Genomic DNA, 12,739 nt, shown 5'->3' with positions numbered 1-12,739 from the left:
AGCGGCATCGGGGGGACAAGCCGCTTCCCCCGATGAGAACGGACCTCGAAGTCCGAGCCGCAGTCAGGGGGGATCGCGCGGCGCGGACCCCGCAGCGAGGTCCCGTTCCTCGCCCGGTGGATTCCTGCCAGATCCCTCCGGGCTCAGGGACAATCCTGCTCCCCCTGACGGCACGGCAGTGACGCCAAAGGGCCTTCATGGGCGGGCCCTTGGTCCTTAAAGGAGGAGTGAAGGACTCCGGAAGGACTCGCTGAGTGATCGGATACGGCCACTTGAGTTGTCCGGTCGTACGGTTAGACTCTCGCGACTGCTCGGCGGGCCACAGGGGAGGGTCTGGACGTGGACATCAAGAAGGCCATCCTTTACATCTTGATCGTTTTCGTGCTGTACACGATCATCGTCTCCCCCGAGAAGGCGGCGAACATGGTGGGGCTAGGCTTCCAGGGCCTGTCCGACGCGGCCCGGGGCATCGGTTCGTTCATGACCAACCTCGTGAACTGACCTGCCGGCAGGCAAACCCGCAGGGCCGGCAGAGCCCGCGGCAGGGCCGCTTCCTCTTCCCCAAGGAGTGCCCGTGATCCGCCATCTGGTCCTCTTCAAGCTCAACGAGGGCGTCGACCGCGACGAGCCCCGCGTCCAGGCTGCCGCGAAGGCCTTCTTCGAGCTCGGGGACCTCGTCCCGGAGCTGGAGTTCTGGGAGTGCGCCTGGAACATCACGGACCGTCCGATCGCGTACGACTTCGCCATCAACTCCGCCGTCGCGGACACCGATTCGCTGAAGCGGTACATCGAGCACCCGGCCCACCAGGCGGCGGCGGGACAGTGGCGCGAGTTCGCCACCTGGGTCATCGCCGACTACCCCTTCTAGTCCGGCCCCCGCAGCGAAGAAACGCCCGGCCCCGCATCTCATCGATGCGGGGTTTTTGCATCCTTATGCCCCAACTTGCCCTCAACACGGCGTTATACGGTGCTTGCACACAGTGCACATGTCTTGTGATGCTATGACCGCTTTTGACAGATGAGTGAGCGAAGTGTCCATATAGCGACTGAAAAAGGGGTGGCGTGACCGTGCCGGCCAGTACTGCTCCACAAGCGCCGCCCTCGCAGGGGACCTCCCCCGAGGGCCTGCCCGGCGGGGTCCCCCCGCTCACCGAGGCGCCGCTCACCGAGACCCCCGAGCGGATCCCCGGCGCCCCCGCCGCCCGTACCCGTGGCGCGGACACCCGGGCCCTCACCCAGGTCCTGTTCGGCGAGCTCAAAGGGCTCACCCCCGGCGACCGCGAGCACTCCCGGGTGCGGGCCGCACTCATCGAGGCCAATCTGCCGCTGGTGCGGTACGCGGCGGCCCGGTTCCGCTCGCGCAACGAGCCGATGGAGGACGTCGTCCAGGTCGGCACGATCGGGCTGATCAACGCGATCGACCGGTTCGACCCGGACCGGGGCGTGCAGTTCCCGACCTTCGCGATGCCGACCGTGGTCGGCGAGATCAAGCGGTACTTCCGCGACAACGTGCGCACCGTGCACGTACCCAGGCGCCTGCACGAGCTGTGGGTGCAGGTCAACGGGGCGACCGAGGACCTCACCACCGCCCACGGCCGCTCCCCCACGACCGCCGAGATCGCCGAGCGGCTGCGGATCACCGAGGAGGAGGTGCTCGCCTGCATCGAGGCGGGGCGCTCCTACCACGCGACGTCGCTCGAAGCGGCCCAGGAGGGCGACGGACTGCCGGGGCTGCTCGACCGGCTCGGGTACGAGGATCCGGCGCTGGCCGGGGTCGAGCACCGGGACCTGGTCCGCCACCTCCTCGTCCAGCTCCCGGAGCGTGAGCAGCGGATCCTGATGCTGCGTTACTACAGCAATCTGACGCAGTCCCAGATCAGCGCGGAGCTGGGAGTTTCCCAGATGCACGTGTCACGGTTGCTTGCCAGGAGCTTCGCGCGGCTGAGGTCCGCAAATCGGATCGAAGCGTAACCCTCGCGGGTGGAACCTGCGGGGGGCAGAAAAGCCGCACACCCCCTCTTTCCTGCATGTATTTGTCGACTTGGCGCTACAGCGTGTTGCCGACATGTGACATTCTGCTGGAACCGCGTTTGCCGCAGCTCCGCCTCCGGTATTCAGGTGGAGGCTGCTTCCTCCGACGGGAAGCGTCTGCCGCTACCGTCCGCGACCCTAAGAGGGGGTGGCATGTCCGTAGAACAGGGCAGTTCGAAGGTGCTCATCAAGGATGCGCCCGACATGCTCGACCGTGCTCCGGCGATCCAGATCCCGGTGCAGCCGGGGCCCGAGCAGGAGGCGCCCGTCCAGGCACCGCCGATCGTTTCCCAGCCGGAAGCACTCGACACCCGCACACTGTCCCGCTCCCTGTTCCTGCGGCTCGCCGTCCTTGAGAAGGACAGCCCGGAGCGCACGTACGTCCGCGACACCCTCATCGAGCTCAACCTGCCGCTGGTGCGGTACGCGGCGGCCCGCTTCCGCTCGCGCAACGAGCCGATGGAGGACATCGTCCAGGTCGGCACGATCGGCCTGATCAAGGCGATCGACCGGTTCGACTGCCACCGCGGGGTGGAGTTCCCGACCTTCGCGATGCCGACCGTGGTCGGCGAGATCAAGCGCTTCTTCCGCGACACCTCGTGGTCGGTGCGGGTGCCGCGCCGGCTCCAGGAGCTGCGGCTCGCGCTGACCAAGGCCAGTGACGAGCTCGCCCAGAAGCTGGACCGCTCGCCCACCGTGCCCGAACTGGCCGCCGTGCTCGGGGTGTCCGAGGACGACGTGGTCGACGGCCTCGCGGTGGGGAACGCGTACACCGCCTCCTCACTGGACTCGCCCTCCCCGGAGGACGACGGCGGCGAGGGTTCCCTCGCGGACCGGCTCGGCTACGAGGACACGGCGCTGGAGGGCGTCGAGTACCGCGAGTCGCTGAAGCCGCTGCTGGCCAAACTGCCGCCGCGCGAGCGCCAGATCATCATGCTGCGCTTCTTCGCGAACATGACGCAGTCGCAGATCGGCGAGGAGGTCGGCATCTCCCAGATGCATGTCTCCCGGCTGCTGACCCGCACCCTGGCGCAGCTCAGGGAAGGGCTCATCGCCGACTGAGGCGAGGGCCGAGGAAGCATCAAGGGCGGCCCGGACGGGCCGCCAAATACCGCTGTGCACTGGTCAATTGACGGTGCGTCAGACACACTGGCGCGATGCGACGTCAGCGGGTGGCAGTGGGTACCGGTGCGGTCGTGCTGTGCCTGGGCGGTCTGCTGGCCACCCTGGGCGACGGCGGCGGCGAGGACGGCTTTGTCGCGGTGGGTGCGGCCGGAGCGGGGCCCGAGGGGGCTCCGACGAGGGCCGTACCGCCCGAGGGCGGCGTCGAGTTCGTGCCGCTGGACTCACCCCGGCCGCAGGACCCGCCCGGGCCTTCCGGCTCCGCCGGGACTCCCGGTGCGACGGGGCGCGGCTCCGAGGCGCCCAACTCACCTGCCGGTACGCCGGGTTCGACGTCCGGCGGTACGCGGACCGGCTCCGCGCCGGATGGCGACGCCCTTCCCCCTCGTACCCCTGCGGGGAACTCCGGCAGCGGCGGCAGTACTCCCGGCCGGACCACTCCCCCGCCCGGCTCCGACTCCGGCCCGGGCCCCGGCTCGTCCGCACCCGCGCCCGGGCCCGCCAAGCTGTCGGTGGGCTCGCCCGTGCGCGCCAAGACGGACCGGCGGTGGTGCGAGAAGGTCACCGTGGGGCTGCGCAACTCCGGCGGGACCGCGGTGCGTTCGGGCACCGTGACGTTCGCGACGCACATCATCGGCGCGCTGGGGGTCGACTGGGGAGCACGCCTGTCCACGCACCCTCTCCCGGGCCGGATCGACCCAGGAGAGAGCAGGAGCGCGACGTACACCGTCTGCGTGGATGCCTGGCGGGTGCCACTGGGCATGCACGTGGAGACCCGATTGCGATCCTCGGCCGTCACATAGAACGGCCGCCACTAGTTGCGGACAGGGGTTAGCCGAGGGCGAGCCAAGCCACCGCGGCCAGCACGACCACGACGGCGACGATGCCGATGATCAGTCCGGTCTTCGGACCCGACGACTGCGCGGCAGGCTGCGAGCGGCGCTGCTGCTGCGCGGGCTCCTCGTCCACGAACGCGCGGAACATCTGGGTGCTGCCCGCCGGGTCGTAGTTGCCCTCGGGACCTTGGCCTTGGGGGGCGTGGGGGTTGTGTGCCATGCGCGAGACCCTAGCGAAGGTGGCCCCCCGAGCGACACCCCAGGGCCCGATCCACCGCTGAGCTGGGGCTTTACCGGGGGTACCCAGGCCCTTGACCGGCCGATCACAGAGCCTTTTGGATTCCTTTGCCCGAGAGGCCCGAAATTAATTTGTCTGAAGCAACCATCTACTCATATGGTTGCCCTAAGCAACAAGATGTCCGTGAAGGCTTCAGAAGGTTCGGGTTCAAGGAGGTGCCGTGGCCGCGAAAAGCAGTTACGAGGAACTGGCCCGCCAGCTCAGCGCCTTCGGAGCGGTGAAGCGAGGGCTGGCCCGCATCCTGCCCCTGGAGTGCCCGCCCGCTTCCGCCGCCGTACTCACCCTGCTCGACCGGAAGGGCGAGATGCGGCTCAGCCGGCTCGCCGAGCTGATGGCCATCGACATGTCGGTGACCAGCCGCCATGTCGCCCATGTCGCCGAACGCGGCTGGATCGACCGCTCGCCCGACCCGGGTGACAAGCGGTCCCGGATCCTCCGCCTGACCCCGGCCGGCAAGTCCGTCCTGGACGAGCTCTCCGGGCACACCACAGATTTCCTCGCCGACACCCTCGGCGACTGGTCCGACGAAGAGGTCGGCCGGCTCAACGCGATGCTCGCCCGCCTGCGCGACAGCTTCGGCGACTGCCGTTCCTGGACGCCCGTGCCGTTCGACTGCACCGCATCCACCGCAGCGGGCGGCCCGTCCGGCTCCCCGGACGCCGCACCCACGACTTCCGCGATACCCGCAACACCTGCGTAAAGGACAAGGATTCAATTGGCTACGACCACACCAACCGGTGTGCGGGGCGGCCACGCCAAGCACGGGGCGCCCACGTCCCCCGGCTCCGACAGTGCCGCACCGATGACGCACCGCCAGATCATGGAGGCCCTGGCCGGCCTGCTGCTCGGCATGTTCGTCGCGATGCTGTCGTCGACCATCGTGTCGAACGCCCTTCCCGAGATCATCCGTGACCTCGACGGCACCCAGTCCGCGTACACCTGGGTCGTCACCGCGGCCATGCTGTCGATGGCCGTCACCACCCCCATCTGGGGCAAGATGGCGGACCTCTTCAGCAAGAAGCTGCTGGTCCAGATATCCCTGGTGATCTTCGTGCTCGGTTCGGCGCTCGCCGGACTCTCGCAGAACACCGGCACCCTGATCGCCTTCCGTGTCCTCCAGGGCATCGGCACCGGTGGTCTGGTGGCGCTCTCCCAGATCGTGATCGCAGCGATGATCCCGCCGCGCGAGCGCGGCCGGTACTCCGGCTACATCGGCGCCACCTTCGCGGTGGCCACCGTCGGCGGCCCGCTGCTCGGCGGTGTCATCACCGACACCTCGTGGCTCGGCTGGCGCTGGTGCTTCTACGTGGGTGTGCCGTTCGCGGCCATCGCGCTGATCATCCTGCAGAAGACGCTCCACCTCCCGGTGGTCAAGCGCAAGGCGAAGATCGACTGGTTCGGCGCGTTCTTCCTGGCCTCCTCGGCCGCGCTGCTGATGATCTGGGTGACCCTCGCGGGTGACAACTACGACTGGATCTCCTGGCAGACGTACGCCATGGTCGGCGGCTCGATCGTGCTCGGCGCGATCTTCATCGTCGTCGAGACCAAGGCCGCCGAGCCGCTGATCCCGCTGCGCTTCTTCAAGAACCGCACCATCGCGCTGACCGCCGCGGCGAGCCTGTTCGTCGGTGTCGCGATGTTCGGCTCGACGGTCTTCATGAGCCAGTACTTCCAGCTCGCCCGGGACAAGTCGCCGACGATGTCCGGCGTCATGACCATCCCGATGATCGCGGGCCTGTTCATCTCGTCCACGGTCTCCGGCGCGGTCATCACCAAGACCGGCCGCTGGAAGGGCTTCCTGGTCGGCGGTGGCGTCGGTCTGGTCGCGGGCCTCGGTCTGCTCTCCACCATGGCGTACGACACCGACTACTGGCAGGTCGCCGTCTACATGGCGGTGCTGGGCCTCGGTCTCGGCATGATGATGCAGAACCTGGTCCTCGCCTCGCAGAACCAGGTCAAGCCGCAGGACCTCGGCGCGGCCAGCTCGCTGATCACCTTCACCCGCACCCTGGGCGGCACGCTCGGCGTCTCCGCACTCGGCGCGGTGCTCTCCACCCGGATCACGCACTACGTCGAAGAGGGCCTGGAGAAGGCGCACATCCAGCTCCCGCCCGGCTCCGGCACCGGCTCCGGCTCCGGCTCCGGCATCCCGGACATGGACAAGCTCCCGGCCCCGCTGCGGACCGTCATGGAGAGCGCGTACGGCGACGGCATCGCGGACCTCTTCCTGTACGCCGCTCCGATCGCCCTGGTGGGCCTGATCATGGTGCTCTTCGTCAAGGAGGTCGCCCTGAAGACCTCGCACGACGACGAGATCCCGGACTCGGCCGCCACGGCCGCCGTCCCGGCCGGCACCCCGGCCGCCGCCTCGGCCCCGGCCCCCGCGGCGACGGGTGTCGAGGGTGCTGCCGAAGGCCTCGCCGGAGTCACCGTCGGTGTCGAGGAGGCTCCCGTGACGCAGCCGCTGCCGCTGACCCCGCCCACCGGGCGGACGCTGCACGGCTCCGTCCGCACCGCCGAAGGCGTTTCGGTACGGGGAGCGGCGGTCACGCTGATCTCGCTGGCCGGCCGCCAGCTGGGCCGCTCGGTGGCCCGGCCCGACGGGCGCTACCAGGTGGACGCCCCGGCAGCGGGCTCGTACGTCCTGATCGCCTCGGCCGACGGCTTCCAGCCGCAGGCGTCGACGGTGACCGTCGGCGACGAGCCGGTCGTCTACGACATCCTGCTCTCGGGCACCAGCGGCCTCAGCGGCGCCGTGCGCAGCGCGGCCGACGGGACGGGTGTCGAGGACGCGATGGTCATCGTGACCGACGTCCGCGGCGATGTGCTGGCTACGGGCAAGTCGGGCGTGGGCGGCGAGTTCGTCTTCGGCGAGCTGGTCCCCGGCACGGTCACCGTCGCGGTCAACGCGGCCGGGTTCCGGCCGATGGCCCTTCCGGTGGAGATCGGCGGTACGGGTGTCACCCGCATCGAGGCGGTCCTGGCGGCCGGTGCGCTGGTCCAGGGCACCGTACGGGCGGGCAGCGCACGCCGTCCGCTGCCGGACGCCCGCGTCACGCTCATGGACGCGGCGGGCAACGTGGTCGCCACCTCCACCACCGGTGAGGACGGCGCGTACGCCTTCACCGACCTCGACGCGGGCGAGTACACGGTCATCGCGACCGGCTACCCGCCGGTCGCGGGCAGTCTGACGGTGGCCGGGCGCGGCGTGGACGCGCACGACATCGAGCTCGCCCACCCGGGCGAGTAACCGGAAACCTCCGGAAACCGGGCGCGTTCCGAGCGGAGGCGCTGCCCGGTTCCGGGGCTCAGGGGGGCGGCAGGCAGGGGACGGCCTGCCGCCCCCCTTCTTTTCTTTGAGCTTTCCCTTGAGCACGTACGAGAGATGCAGGCAGGTATCGGTATGGGACTTCGCGCACAGGTACGGACCCGGGACGGCTGGGCCGTGCAGCACGCGGTGGTGACCGTCACCGACATGACCGGCACGCAGGTGCTGCGGGCGGCCGCGGACGGCGACGGAGCCGTCAGCGACCCGACCGCGCTGGCGGCCGGTCCGTACACGGTCATCGTGACCGCGGTGGGCTACGCACCCGTCGCACAGACCGCGCTGGTCACGGCCTCGGGCCGGATCGAGGCGGGCAACGTGACGCTGCTGCGGCAGGGCGGCGTGGAACTGCCGCCGCCGGGCGTGTGGACCATCGACCCGGTGCACTCGACGGTCGGCGCGGTGGCGCAGCACCTGGGGATCTCCAGTGTGCGCGGGCGGTTCACCGAGTTCGGCGGGCGCATCGAGATCGCCGAGGACGTGGCGAAGTCCCGGGTGGAGGCGGTGATCTCGGCGGGCACCATCGACACCGGCAACGGCATGCGCGACGGGCACCTCAAGTCGCCGGACTTCCTGGACGTCGGGACGTACCCGGAGATCAGCTACCGCAGTACGGGACTGGAGCCCGCGGGCCCCGACCGCTGGACCGTGAAGGGCGAGCTGTCGCTGCACGGAGTGGTGCGCGAGGTCGACCTCGACCTGAGCTACCTGGGTACCGGCCCCGACCCGTGGGGCGGGGTGCGGGCCGCCTTCCGCGCCACGGCCGACCTGCGGCGCGACGACTTCGCGATGAACTACAACCAGGTCGTCCAGGCGGGCATCTCGGCGATCGGCGCGACGCTGCGGGTGGAGCTGGACGTGCAGGCGGTGCAGGGGGAGTCGCTGCCGCAGGGGTAGCGGGGTGCGGGTCGTGGTGGGGGGGGGGGGGGGGGGGGGGGGGGGGGGGGGGGGGGGGGGGGAGGGGGGGGGGGGGGGGGGGGGTGTGGTGGGTGGGGGGTTGCCTTCCCCCCCCCCCCCCCCCCCCCCCCCGCCCGCTCGTGCTAGGGACGCCGGCTGAAGTTCCCCGGGGACGGCGGGCGTCCGCCGGTCTCCAGGACCAGCTCGTGGCAGATGTCGCGGAGCTTGATGTTCCGGCCCTGGGAGGCCCGGCGCAGCAGCTCCAGGGCCTGGTCGGCCGGGCACCGGCGGCGGGCCATCACGATGCCTATCGCCTGGTCGATGACATAGCGGGAGTCCATCGCCGCCCGCAGGTCCGCGGCGGCGGCCGACTCGCGCTCGATGCGCTCGGCGACCGCGACCGCTCCGGAGGCCTGCTCGGAGAGGCGGCGGGCCAGCTCCCGTTCGTGCTGGAAGGCCTTCGGCTTCTGGGAGTAGAGGTTGAGGGCGCCGACGGTGTCGCGGCGGGACGGGGCGCGCGTGGAGGACGGGGCGCGCACCGTGACCGACAGGGGGGCCGCGAGGACGGAGCGGATGCCCTGGGCCGCGGCGAGCGAGGGGTAGGGGCCCCAGCGCTGCTCGCCGATGGTGTCGGCGACGTACTCCTCGACGCCGTTCTCCAGGCTGCAGACGCACGGCCCTGCCTCGACCTCGTACTGCATCGCGTCGAGCAGCAGCGCCTCGGTGTCGCTGCTGGCGGTCGTCACCAGCCGTCCCTTCCTGCGCATCGTGACGCTGCACGAGTCGGCACTGTCCAGCGCCGACACCGCGTACACGGTCAGTTCCTGGAGGAAGGAATCGAGTCCCCTCCAGTCGGTCAGTGCGTCGTGCACCGAGCCGAAGTCGAATCCGAGGGGTCCCCGACCGGCTCCTGTGTTCGCGTCCGTCGTCTCGGTCATGTCTCCGCTGATGCCCCCGATCGGGCCGTACACGCGGTGTGCACCGGGCGCGCGGGTGCGTGCGCCGCCGCGCACGCGGGTGTCCTTCACTCCCTCGACCGGCGGACGGAGCCGTGCTCCAATGGAGGACCGGTCAGGAAACGGCCCCACCGATCACGACGCGCACCCGCTGCCGTCGCCCTCGGACAGGTGACACCGTGCCCTTTCGCTTGACGCTCTGCGACCTCCCCCACGCCCCGCGCCGCTGCCTGGTGCTCGTCATGCCGTACGAGATCGATCTGGCCAACTACCGGGAGCTGTACGAGGCGGTGCGCGGTGCGCTGGACCGGCGGCGGGGCCGGTTAGATGTGCTCGTGCTGGACTTCACCACGACGGCCTTCGCGGACAGCCGTGGCGCCCGGCTGGTCTCCGCGACGCGGGAGTACGCGGGGCGGTCGGGCGTCACGGTGCGGGTGGCCGCGGGCGAGCACCGGCAGGAGGGCGGGGTGGTGCGGCGGGTGCTGGCGCTGACCGGGGTGCGACGGGACGTACCGCTGTACGCGACGGTGCCGGAGGCGGTGAGCGGCGTGGACGAAACGGTGTCGCGGATCGTGGAGTTCGGGGCGTGAGGGGGCGCGGGGGCGGTTACTCGGGGTGCGGGGGACGGTGGGGGGCGTCGGGGGTCTTCGTGCCGGTGGCCGGGGCCTGGGAGGTGCCTGTGGCCTGGGCGGTGCTCGCGGCCTGGGCGGTGCCTGCGGCTTCGGCGGTGCCCGCGGCCGTTGCCTCGATTCCTGCGATCAGGACGTCCAGCGCATAGGTGAAGTCGCGGCCGTACATCTCCGCCACCGTGTCGCCGCCGCGTGCCTCCATGACCGCCGCCGCGTCGCGGAACGTCTGGGAGTCCTTGATCTCGTCGGCGATCAGCCCCATCGACTGCCGGTAGAACTCGTCGGCGCCCAGTCCCGCCTCCGCCGCGCGCGCGTTGAACTGGCTCTCTCCGGTGGCGAACCCGAAGACGAACTGGAAGACGGCGGACATCACTCCACCGTGCCGCTCCATCGGCACCCCGGTCCTGCGCATCACCCCCAGCGTGGCGCTGGAGAACTCCATGAAGCGCGGCCCGATGTTGAGGAAGCGCCCCATGAGACCGGTTGCCCACGGATGGCTGACCAGCAAATCCCGGTAGCTCTGGGCGAGTTGACGCAGCTGATCCTGCCAGGCGGTGTCGTCGTCGGGGTCCGGCAGGGAGAGCTCACCGGCCACCTGGTCCAGGGCGAGTTCGAGGAGGTCGTCCTTGGTGGCGACGTACCAGTAGACGGACATCGCGGTGACGTTCAGCTCGGTGGCCAGCCGCCGCATGGAGAACTTGTCGAGGCCCTCCGCGTCGAGCAGCGCGACGGTCGCGGCGGTGATCTTCTCGCGGTCGAGGCCGGCGGCGGCGCCCGCCGTGGACCCTGCCGTCCCCGCTGCGGCGCCCGAGCCCGAGCCCGAGCCCGAGGAGGTGCCCGAACCCGAGGAGGTGCTCCCGCGCGCCTTCCGCGCGTCCATCCATACGCTGCCCCGTCCGGGCTTCTTGACGCGGTCGGCCGCCGGCACCATGGGGCACTCTCCTCGGTTCTGCTCGGTCCAGCTCCGTCGAGCGGGACGGACCGTGTTGTTCCGGTTCGTCCCGTCGATGGTATGCCGCGGGTTACTCCTGCGGTACGGGTACGGAGTGCCCGACCTGCTGGTCCTACACCTTTTCCAGTTGCTCCGCCCGCTCGGCCTCCCGCGCCTCCGTCCGCTCGGCCCGCCACAGCAGCAGTGCCGAGAGCAGTCCGCCCACCAGCACCGCGACCGCGCCGACGAGCTGGCTGGTCTCCAGGCCCGAGGCGAACGCCTCCCGGATCGCGTCCCGTTCGCCCTCGCTGCCCGCCGACGCCATCGCCGCGGGCAGCGACACCGCCCCGACGGCGGCCGGGAAGAGCGCGGCGAAGCGGGAGTTGAGCACCGCGCCCAGGACCGCGACGCCGAGCCCGTTGCCGAACTCCGCCATGGTGCCGTTGACCCCGGCCCCGACCCCGGCCTTCTCCGGCGGGATGGCGCTCATGATCGCGTTGGCCATGGCGGGCCCCGAGAGCGCGATGCCCGAGCCCATCACCACGAGGCCCAGCAGCATCCCCCCGTAACTGTGGCCCCCCAGGATCGCGATACTCGCGAGTCCGGCGGCGATCAGCGTCATACCGAGCGCGATCGTCCTCGGCGTACCGAGCTTCATCAGCAGCCGCGCCCCGACACCCGCCAGGTTGAGTACGACGACGGCCACGGCGAGCGGCGCCGTCCGCAGACCGGCGTCCAACGGCGCGTACCCGAGCACGAATTGCAGGTGCTGGGTCAGCAGGTAGAGCGAGCCGCCCATGCCGAAGGCCACCAGGATCGAGCCCGCGACGGCCCCGATGAAGCGCTGGTTGCGGAAGAAGTGCATGTCGAGCATCGGATGCGGGGCCCGCGTCTCCCACCAGGCGAACGCGGCCAGGACCACGGCGCCGACCCCGGCCGCGAGCAGCACCTGACCGGACGTCCAGCCGTGCTCGGGGCCGGAGATGATCGCGTACACGACCGAGGCCATGCCGATGGTGGAGAGCAGCGCGCCGGGCAGGTCGGGGCGGTCTCCGGCCGGATTCTTGGACTCGGGGACCAGGGTCACGACCGCGACCAGCGCGAGCACCGCCACCGGGATGTTGATCAGGAAGATCGCGCCCCACCAGAAGTGGTCGAGCATGAATCCGCCGAGCAGCGGACCGGTGGCGAACCCGAGCGAGCCGACGGTCGACCACAGGGCGATCGCCTTGACGCGCTCGCTCTCGTCGAAGATCTGCATGATCACGGCCAGCGTGGTCGTCATCAGCAGCGCCCCGCCGACGCCCATCCCCGCGCGGGCGGCGATGAGCTGGGCGGAGGACTCGGCGAGCCCGGCGACCAGCGAGCCGATCCCGAACAGGGCGAGCCCCGCCACCAGCATCTTCTTGCGCCCGTACCGGTCGGCGGAACTGCCCGCGGTGAGCAGCAGCCCGGACTGGACGAGTGAGTACGCGTTGATCATCCACTGGATGTCGGCGCTGGAGGCGTCGAGCTCGGTGGTGAGGGAGGGGATGGCGACGTTGAGGACGGTGTTGTCGAGGAGCACCGTGAGCTGGGCGAGGCAGATGACACCGAGGATCAGCCAGCGTTGGGGGTGCCTTGTGGGGTGAGGGGCGGGTGGATGCATGGCGTGAAACTCCTATACGGCGTACAGCTGGATTGCTGTACACCGTAGAGGAGTTTCTTGTACGCC

13 protein-coding genes are annotated in these 12,739 nt (G+C 70.5%); 9 read left to right on the top strand and 4 right to left on the bottom strand.

The window, feature by feature from the left end; genetic code table 11:
* Nucleotides 1-339 precede the first annotated feature (339 nt).
* The 5 genes from ACZ5PB_RS34345 to ACZ5PB_RS34325 all read left to right on the top strand — a co-directional run bounded on the left by ACZ5PB_RS34345 (nucleotide 340) and on the right by ACZ5PB_RS34325 (nucleotide 3,956).
* The gene (locus ACZ5PB_RS34345) at nucleotides 340-501 is read left to right on the top strand and encodes a hypothetical protein (RefSeq protein WP_468696704.1); all 162 of its coding nucleotides are present in this window, start codon (nucleotides 340-342) and stop codon (nucleotides 499-501) included.
* Between the two features lie 73 nt (nucleotides 502-574).
* Nucleotides 575-868, top strand: coding sequence for a Dabb family protein (locus ACZ5PB_RS34340; protein WP_468696702.1), 294 nt, complete (start codon nucleotides 575-577; stop codon nucleotides 866-868).
* Nucleotides 869-1,068: 200 nt separating this feature from the next.
* A complete protein-coding gene (locus ACZ5PB_RS34335) occupies nucleotides 1,069-1,971 on the top strand; it encodes an RNA polymerase sigma factor SigF (protein ID WP_468696700.1) in 903 nt (300 codons plus the stop codon).
* Nucleotides 1,972-2,184: 213 nt separating this feature from the next.
* Nucleotides 2,185-3,093 (top strand): RNA polymerase sigma factor SigF, encoded by a 909-nt coding sequence (locus tag ACZ5PB_RS34330; RefSeq protein WP_468696698.1) that lies wholly within the window; start codon nucleotides 2,185-2,187, stop codon nucleotides 3,091-3,093.
* 95 nt (nucleotides 3,094-3,188) lie between these two features.
* Nucleotides 3,189-3,956 carry a hypothetical protein gene (locus tag ACZ5PB_RS34325; protein WP_468696696.1) on the top strand — a complete coding sequence of 256 codons (768 nt, stop codon included), beginning with the start codon at nucleotides 3,189-3,191 and terminating at the stop codon, nucleotides 3,954-3,956.
* A 28-nt stretch (nucleotides 3,957-3,984) separates the two neighbouring features.
* Here the strand turns inward: ACZ5PB_RS34325 and ACZ5PB_RS34320 are convergent, their stop codons facing one another.
* On the bottom strand, nucleotides 3,985-4,209 hold the full coding sequence (locus tag ACZ5PB_RS34320; protein ID WP_468696695.1) for a hypothetical protein: 225 nt from the start codon (nucleotides 4,207-4,209) through the stop codon (nucleotides 3,985-3,987).
* A 238-nt stretch (nucleotides 4,210-4,447) separates the two neighbouring features.
* On the opposite strand from ACZ5PB_RS34320, the gene ACZ5PB_RS34315 reads away from it, so the two are divergent.
* From ACZ5PB_RS34315 to ACZ5PB_RS34305, 3 genes are all read left to right on the top strand, one after another.
* Complete coding sequence (locus ACZ5PB_RS34315) at nucleotides 4,448-4,987, top strand: MarR family winged helix-turn-helix transcriptional regulator (protein WP_468696694.1); 540 nt, start codon at nucleotides 4,448-4,450, stop codon at nucleotides 4,985-4,987.
* A gap of 102 nt (nucleotides 4,988-5,089) precedes the next feature.
* Nucleotides 5,090-7,537, top strand: a complete 2,448-nt coding sequence (locus ACZ5PB_RS34310) for an MFS transporter (protein WP_468696861.1) — start codon at nucleotides 5,090-5,092, stop codon at nucleotides 7,535-7,537.
* Between the two features lie 153 nt (nucleotides 7,538-7,690).
* Nucleotides 7,691-8,509: a YceI family protein gene (locus ACZ5PB_RS34305; protein ID WP_468696692.1), complete on the top strand. Its 819-nt coding sequence runs from the start codon at nucleotides 7,691-7,693 to the stop codon at nucleotides 8,507-8,509.
* A gap of 143 nt (nucleotides 8,510-8,652) precedes the next feature.
* On the opposite strand, the gene ACZ5PB_RS34300 is transcribed toward ACZ5PB_RS34305, so the two are convergent.
* Nucleotides 8,653-9,447, bottom strand: a complete 795-nt coding sequence (locus tag ACZ5PB_RS34300) for a GAF and ANTAR domain-containing protein (protein ID WP_468696690.1) — start codon at nucleotides 9,445-9,447, stop codon at nucleotides 8,653-8,655.
* 197 nt (nucleotides 9,448-9,644) lie between these two features.
* Between ACZ5PB_RS34300 and ACZ5PB_RS34295 the strand changes: the two genes are divergently transcribed.
* The gene (locus ACZ5PB_RS34295; RefSeq protein WP_468696688.1) at nucleotides 9,645-10,055 is read left to right on the top strand and encodes an STAS domain-containing protein; all 411 of its coding nucleotides are present in this window, start codon (nucleotides 9,645-9,647) and stop codon (nucleotides 10,053-10,055) included.
* Nucleotides 10,056-10,071: 16 nt separating this feature from the next.
* Here the strand turns inward: ACZ5PB_RS34295 and ACZ5PB_RS34290 are convergent, their stop codons facing one another.
* A complete protein-coding gene (locus tag ACZ5PB_RS34290) occupies nucleotides 10,072-11,025 on the bottom strand; it encodes a TetR/AcrR family transcriptional regulator (protein WP_468696685.1) in 954 nt (317 codons plus the stop codon).
* Nucleotides 11,026-11,158: 133 nt separating this feature from the next.
* Complete coding sequence (locus tag ACZ5PB_RS34285; RefSeq protein WP_468696684.1) at nucleotides 11,159-12,673, bottom strand: MFS transporter; 1,515 nt, start codon at nucleotides 12,671-12,673, stop codon at nucleotides 11,159-11,161.
* Nucleotides 12,674-12,739: the final 66 nt, after the last annotated feature.

The sequence above is a fragment of the Streptomyces sp. NPDC032721 genome (genome assembly GCF_055579625.1).
Note: the sequence above shows the minus strand (reverse complement) of the source record. Positions and strands in the feature narration are given on the sequence as shown.

What these genes read in the sequence shown, in the direction of transcription:
- ACZ5PB_RS34330 (WP_468696698.1), top strand. Translation starts at nt 2,185, where the DNA reads ATGTCCGTAGAACAGGGCAGTTCGAAGGTGCTCATCAAGGATGCGCCC.
- ACZ5PB_RS34325 (WP_468696696.1), top strand. Translation starts at nt 3,189, where the DNA reads ATGCGACGTCAGCGGGTGGCAGTGGGTACCGGTGCGGTCGTGCTGTGC.
- ACZ5PB_RS34320 (WP_468696695.1), bottom strand. Translation starts at nt 4,209, where the DNA reads ATGGCACACAACCCCCACGCCCCCCAAGGCCAAGGTCCCGAGGGCAAC.
- ACZ5PB_RS34310 (WP_468696861.1), top strand. Translation starts at nt 5,090, where the DNA reads ATGACGCACCGCCAGATCATGGAGGCCCTGGCCGGCCTGCTGCTCGGC.
- ACZ5PB_RS34305 (WP_468696692.1), top strand. Translation starts at nt 7,691, where the DNA reads ATGGGACTTCGCGCACAGGTACGGACCCGGGACGGCTGGGCCGTGCAG.
- ACZ5PB_RS34300 (WP_468696690.1), bottom strand. Translation starts at nt 9,447, where the DNA reads ATGACCGAGACGACGGACGCGAACACAGGAGCCGGTCGGGGACCCCTC.
- ACZ5PB_RS34290 (WP_468696685.1), bottom strand. Translation starts at nt 11,025, where the DNA reads ATGGTGCCGGCGGCCGACCGCGTCAAGAAGCCCGGACGGGGCAGCGTA.
- ACZ5PB_RS34285 (WP_468696684.1), bottom strand. Translation starts at nt 12,673, where the DNA reads ATGCATCCACCCGCCCCTCACCCCACAAGGCACCCCCAACGCTGGCTG.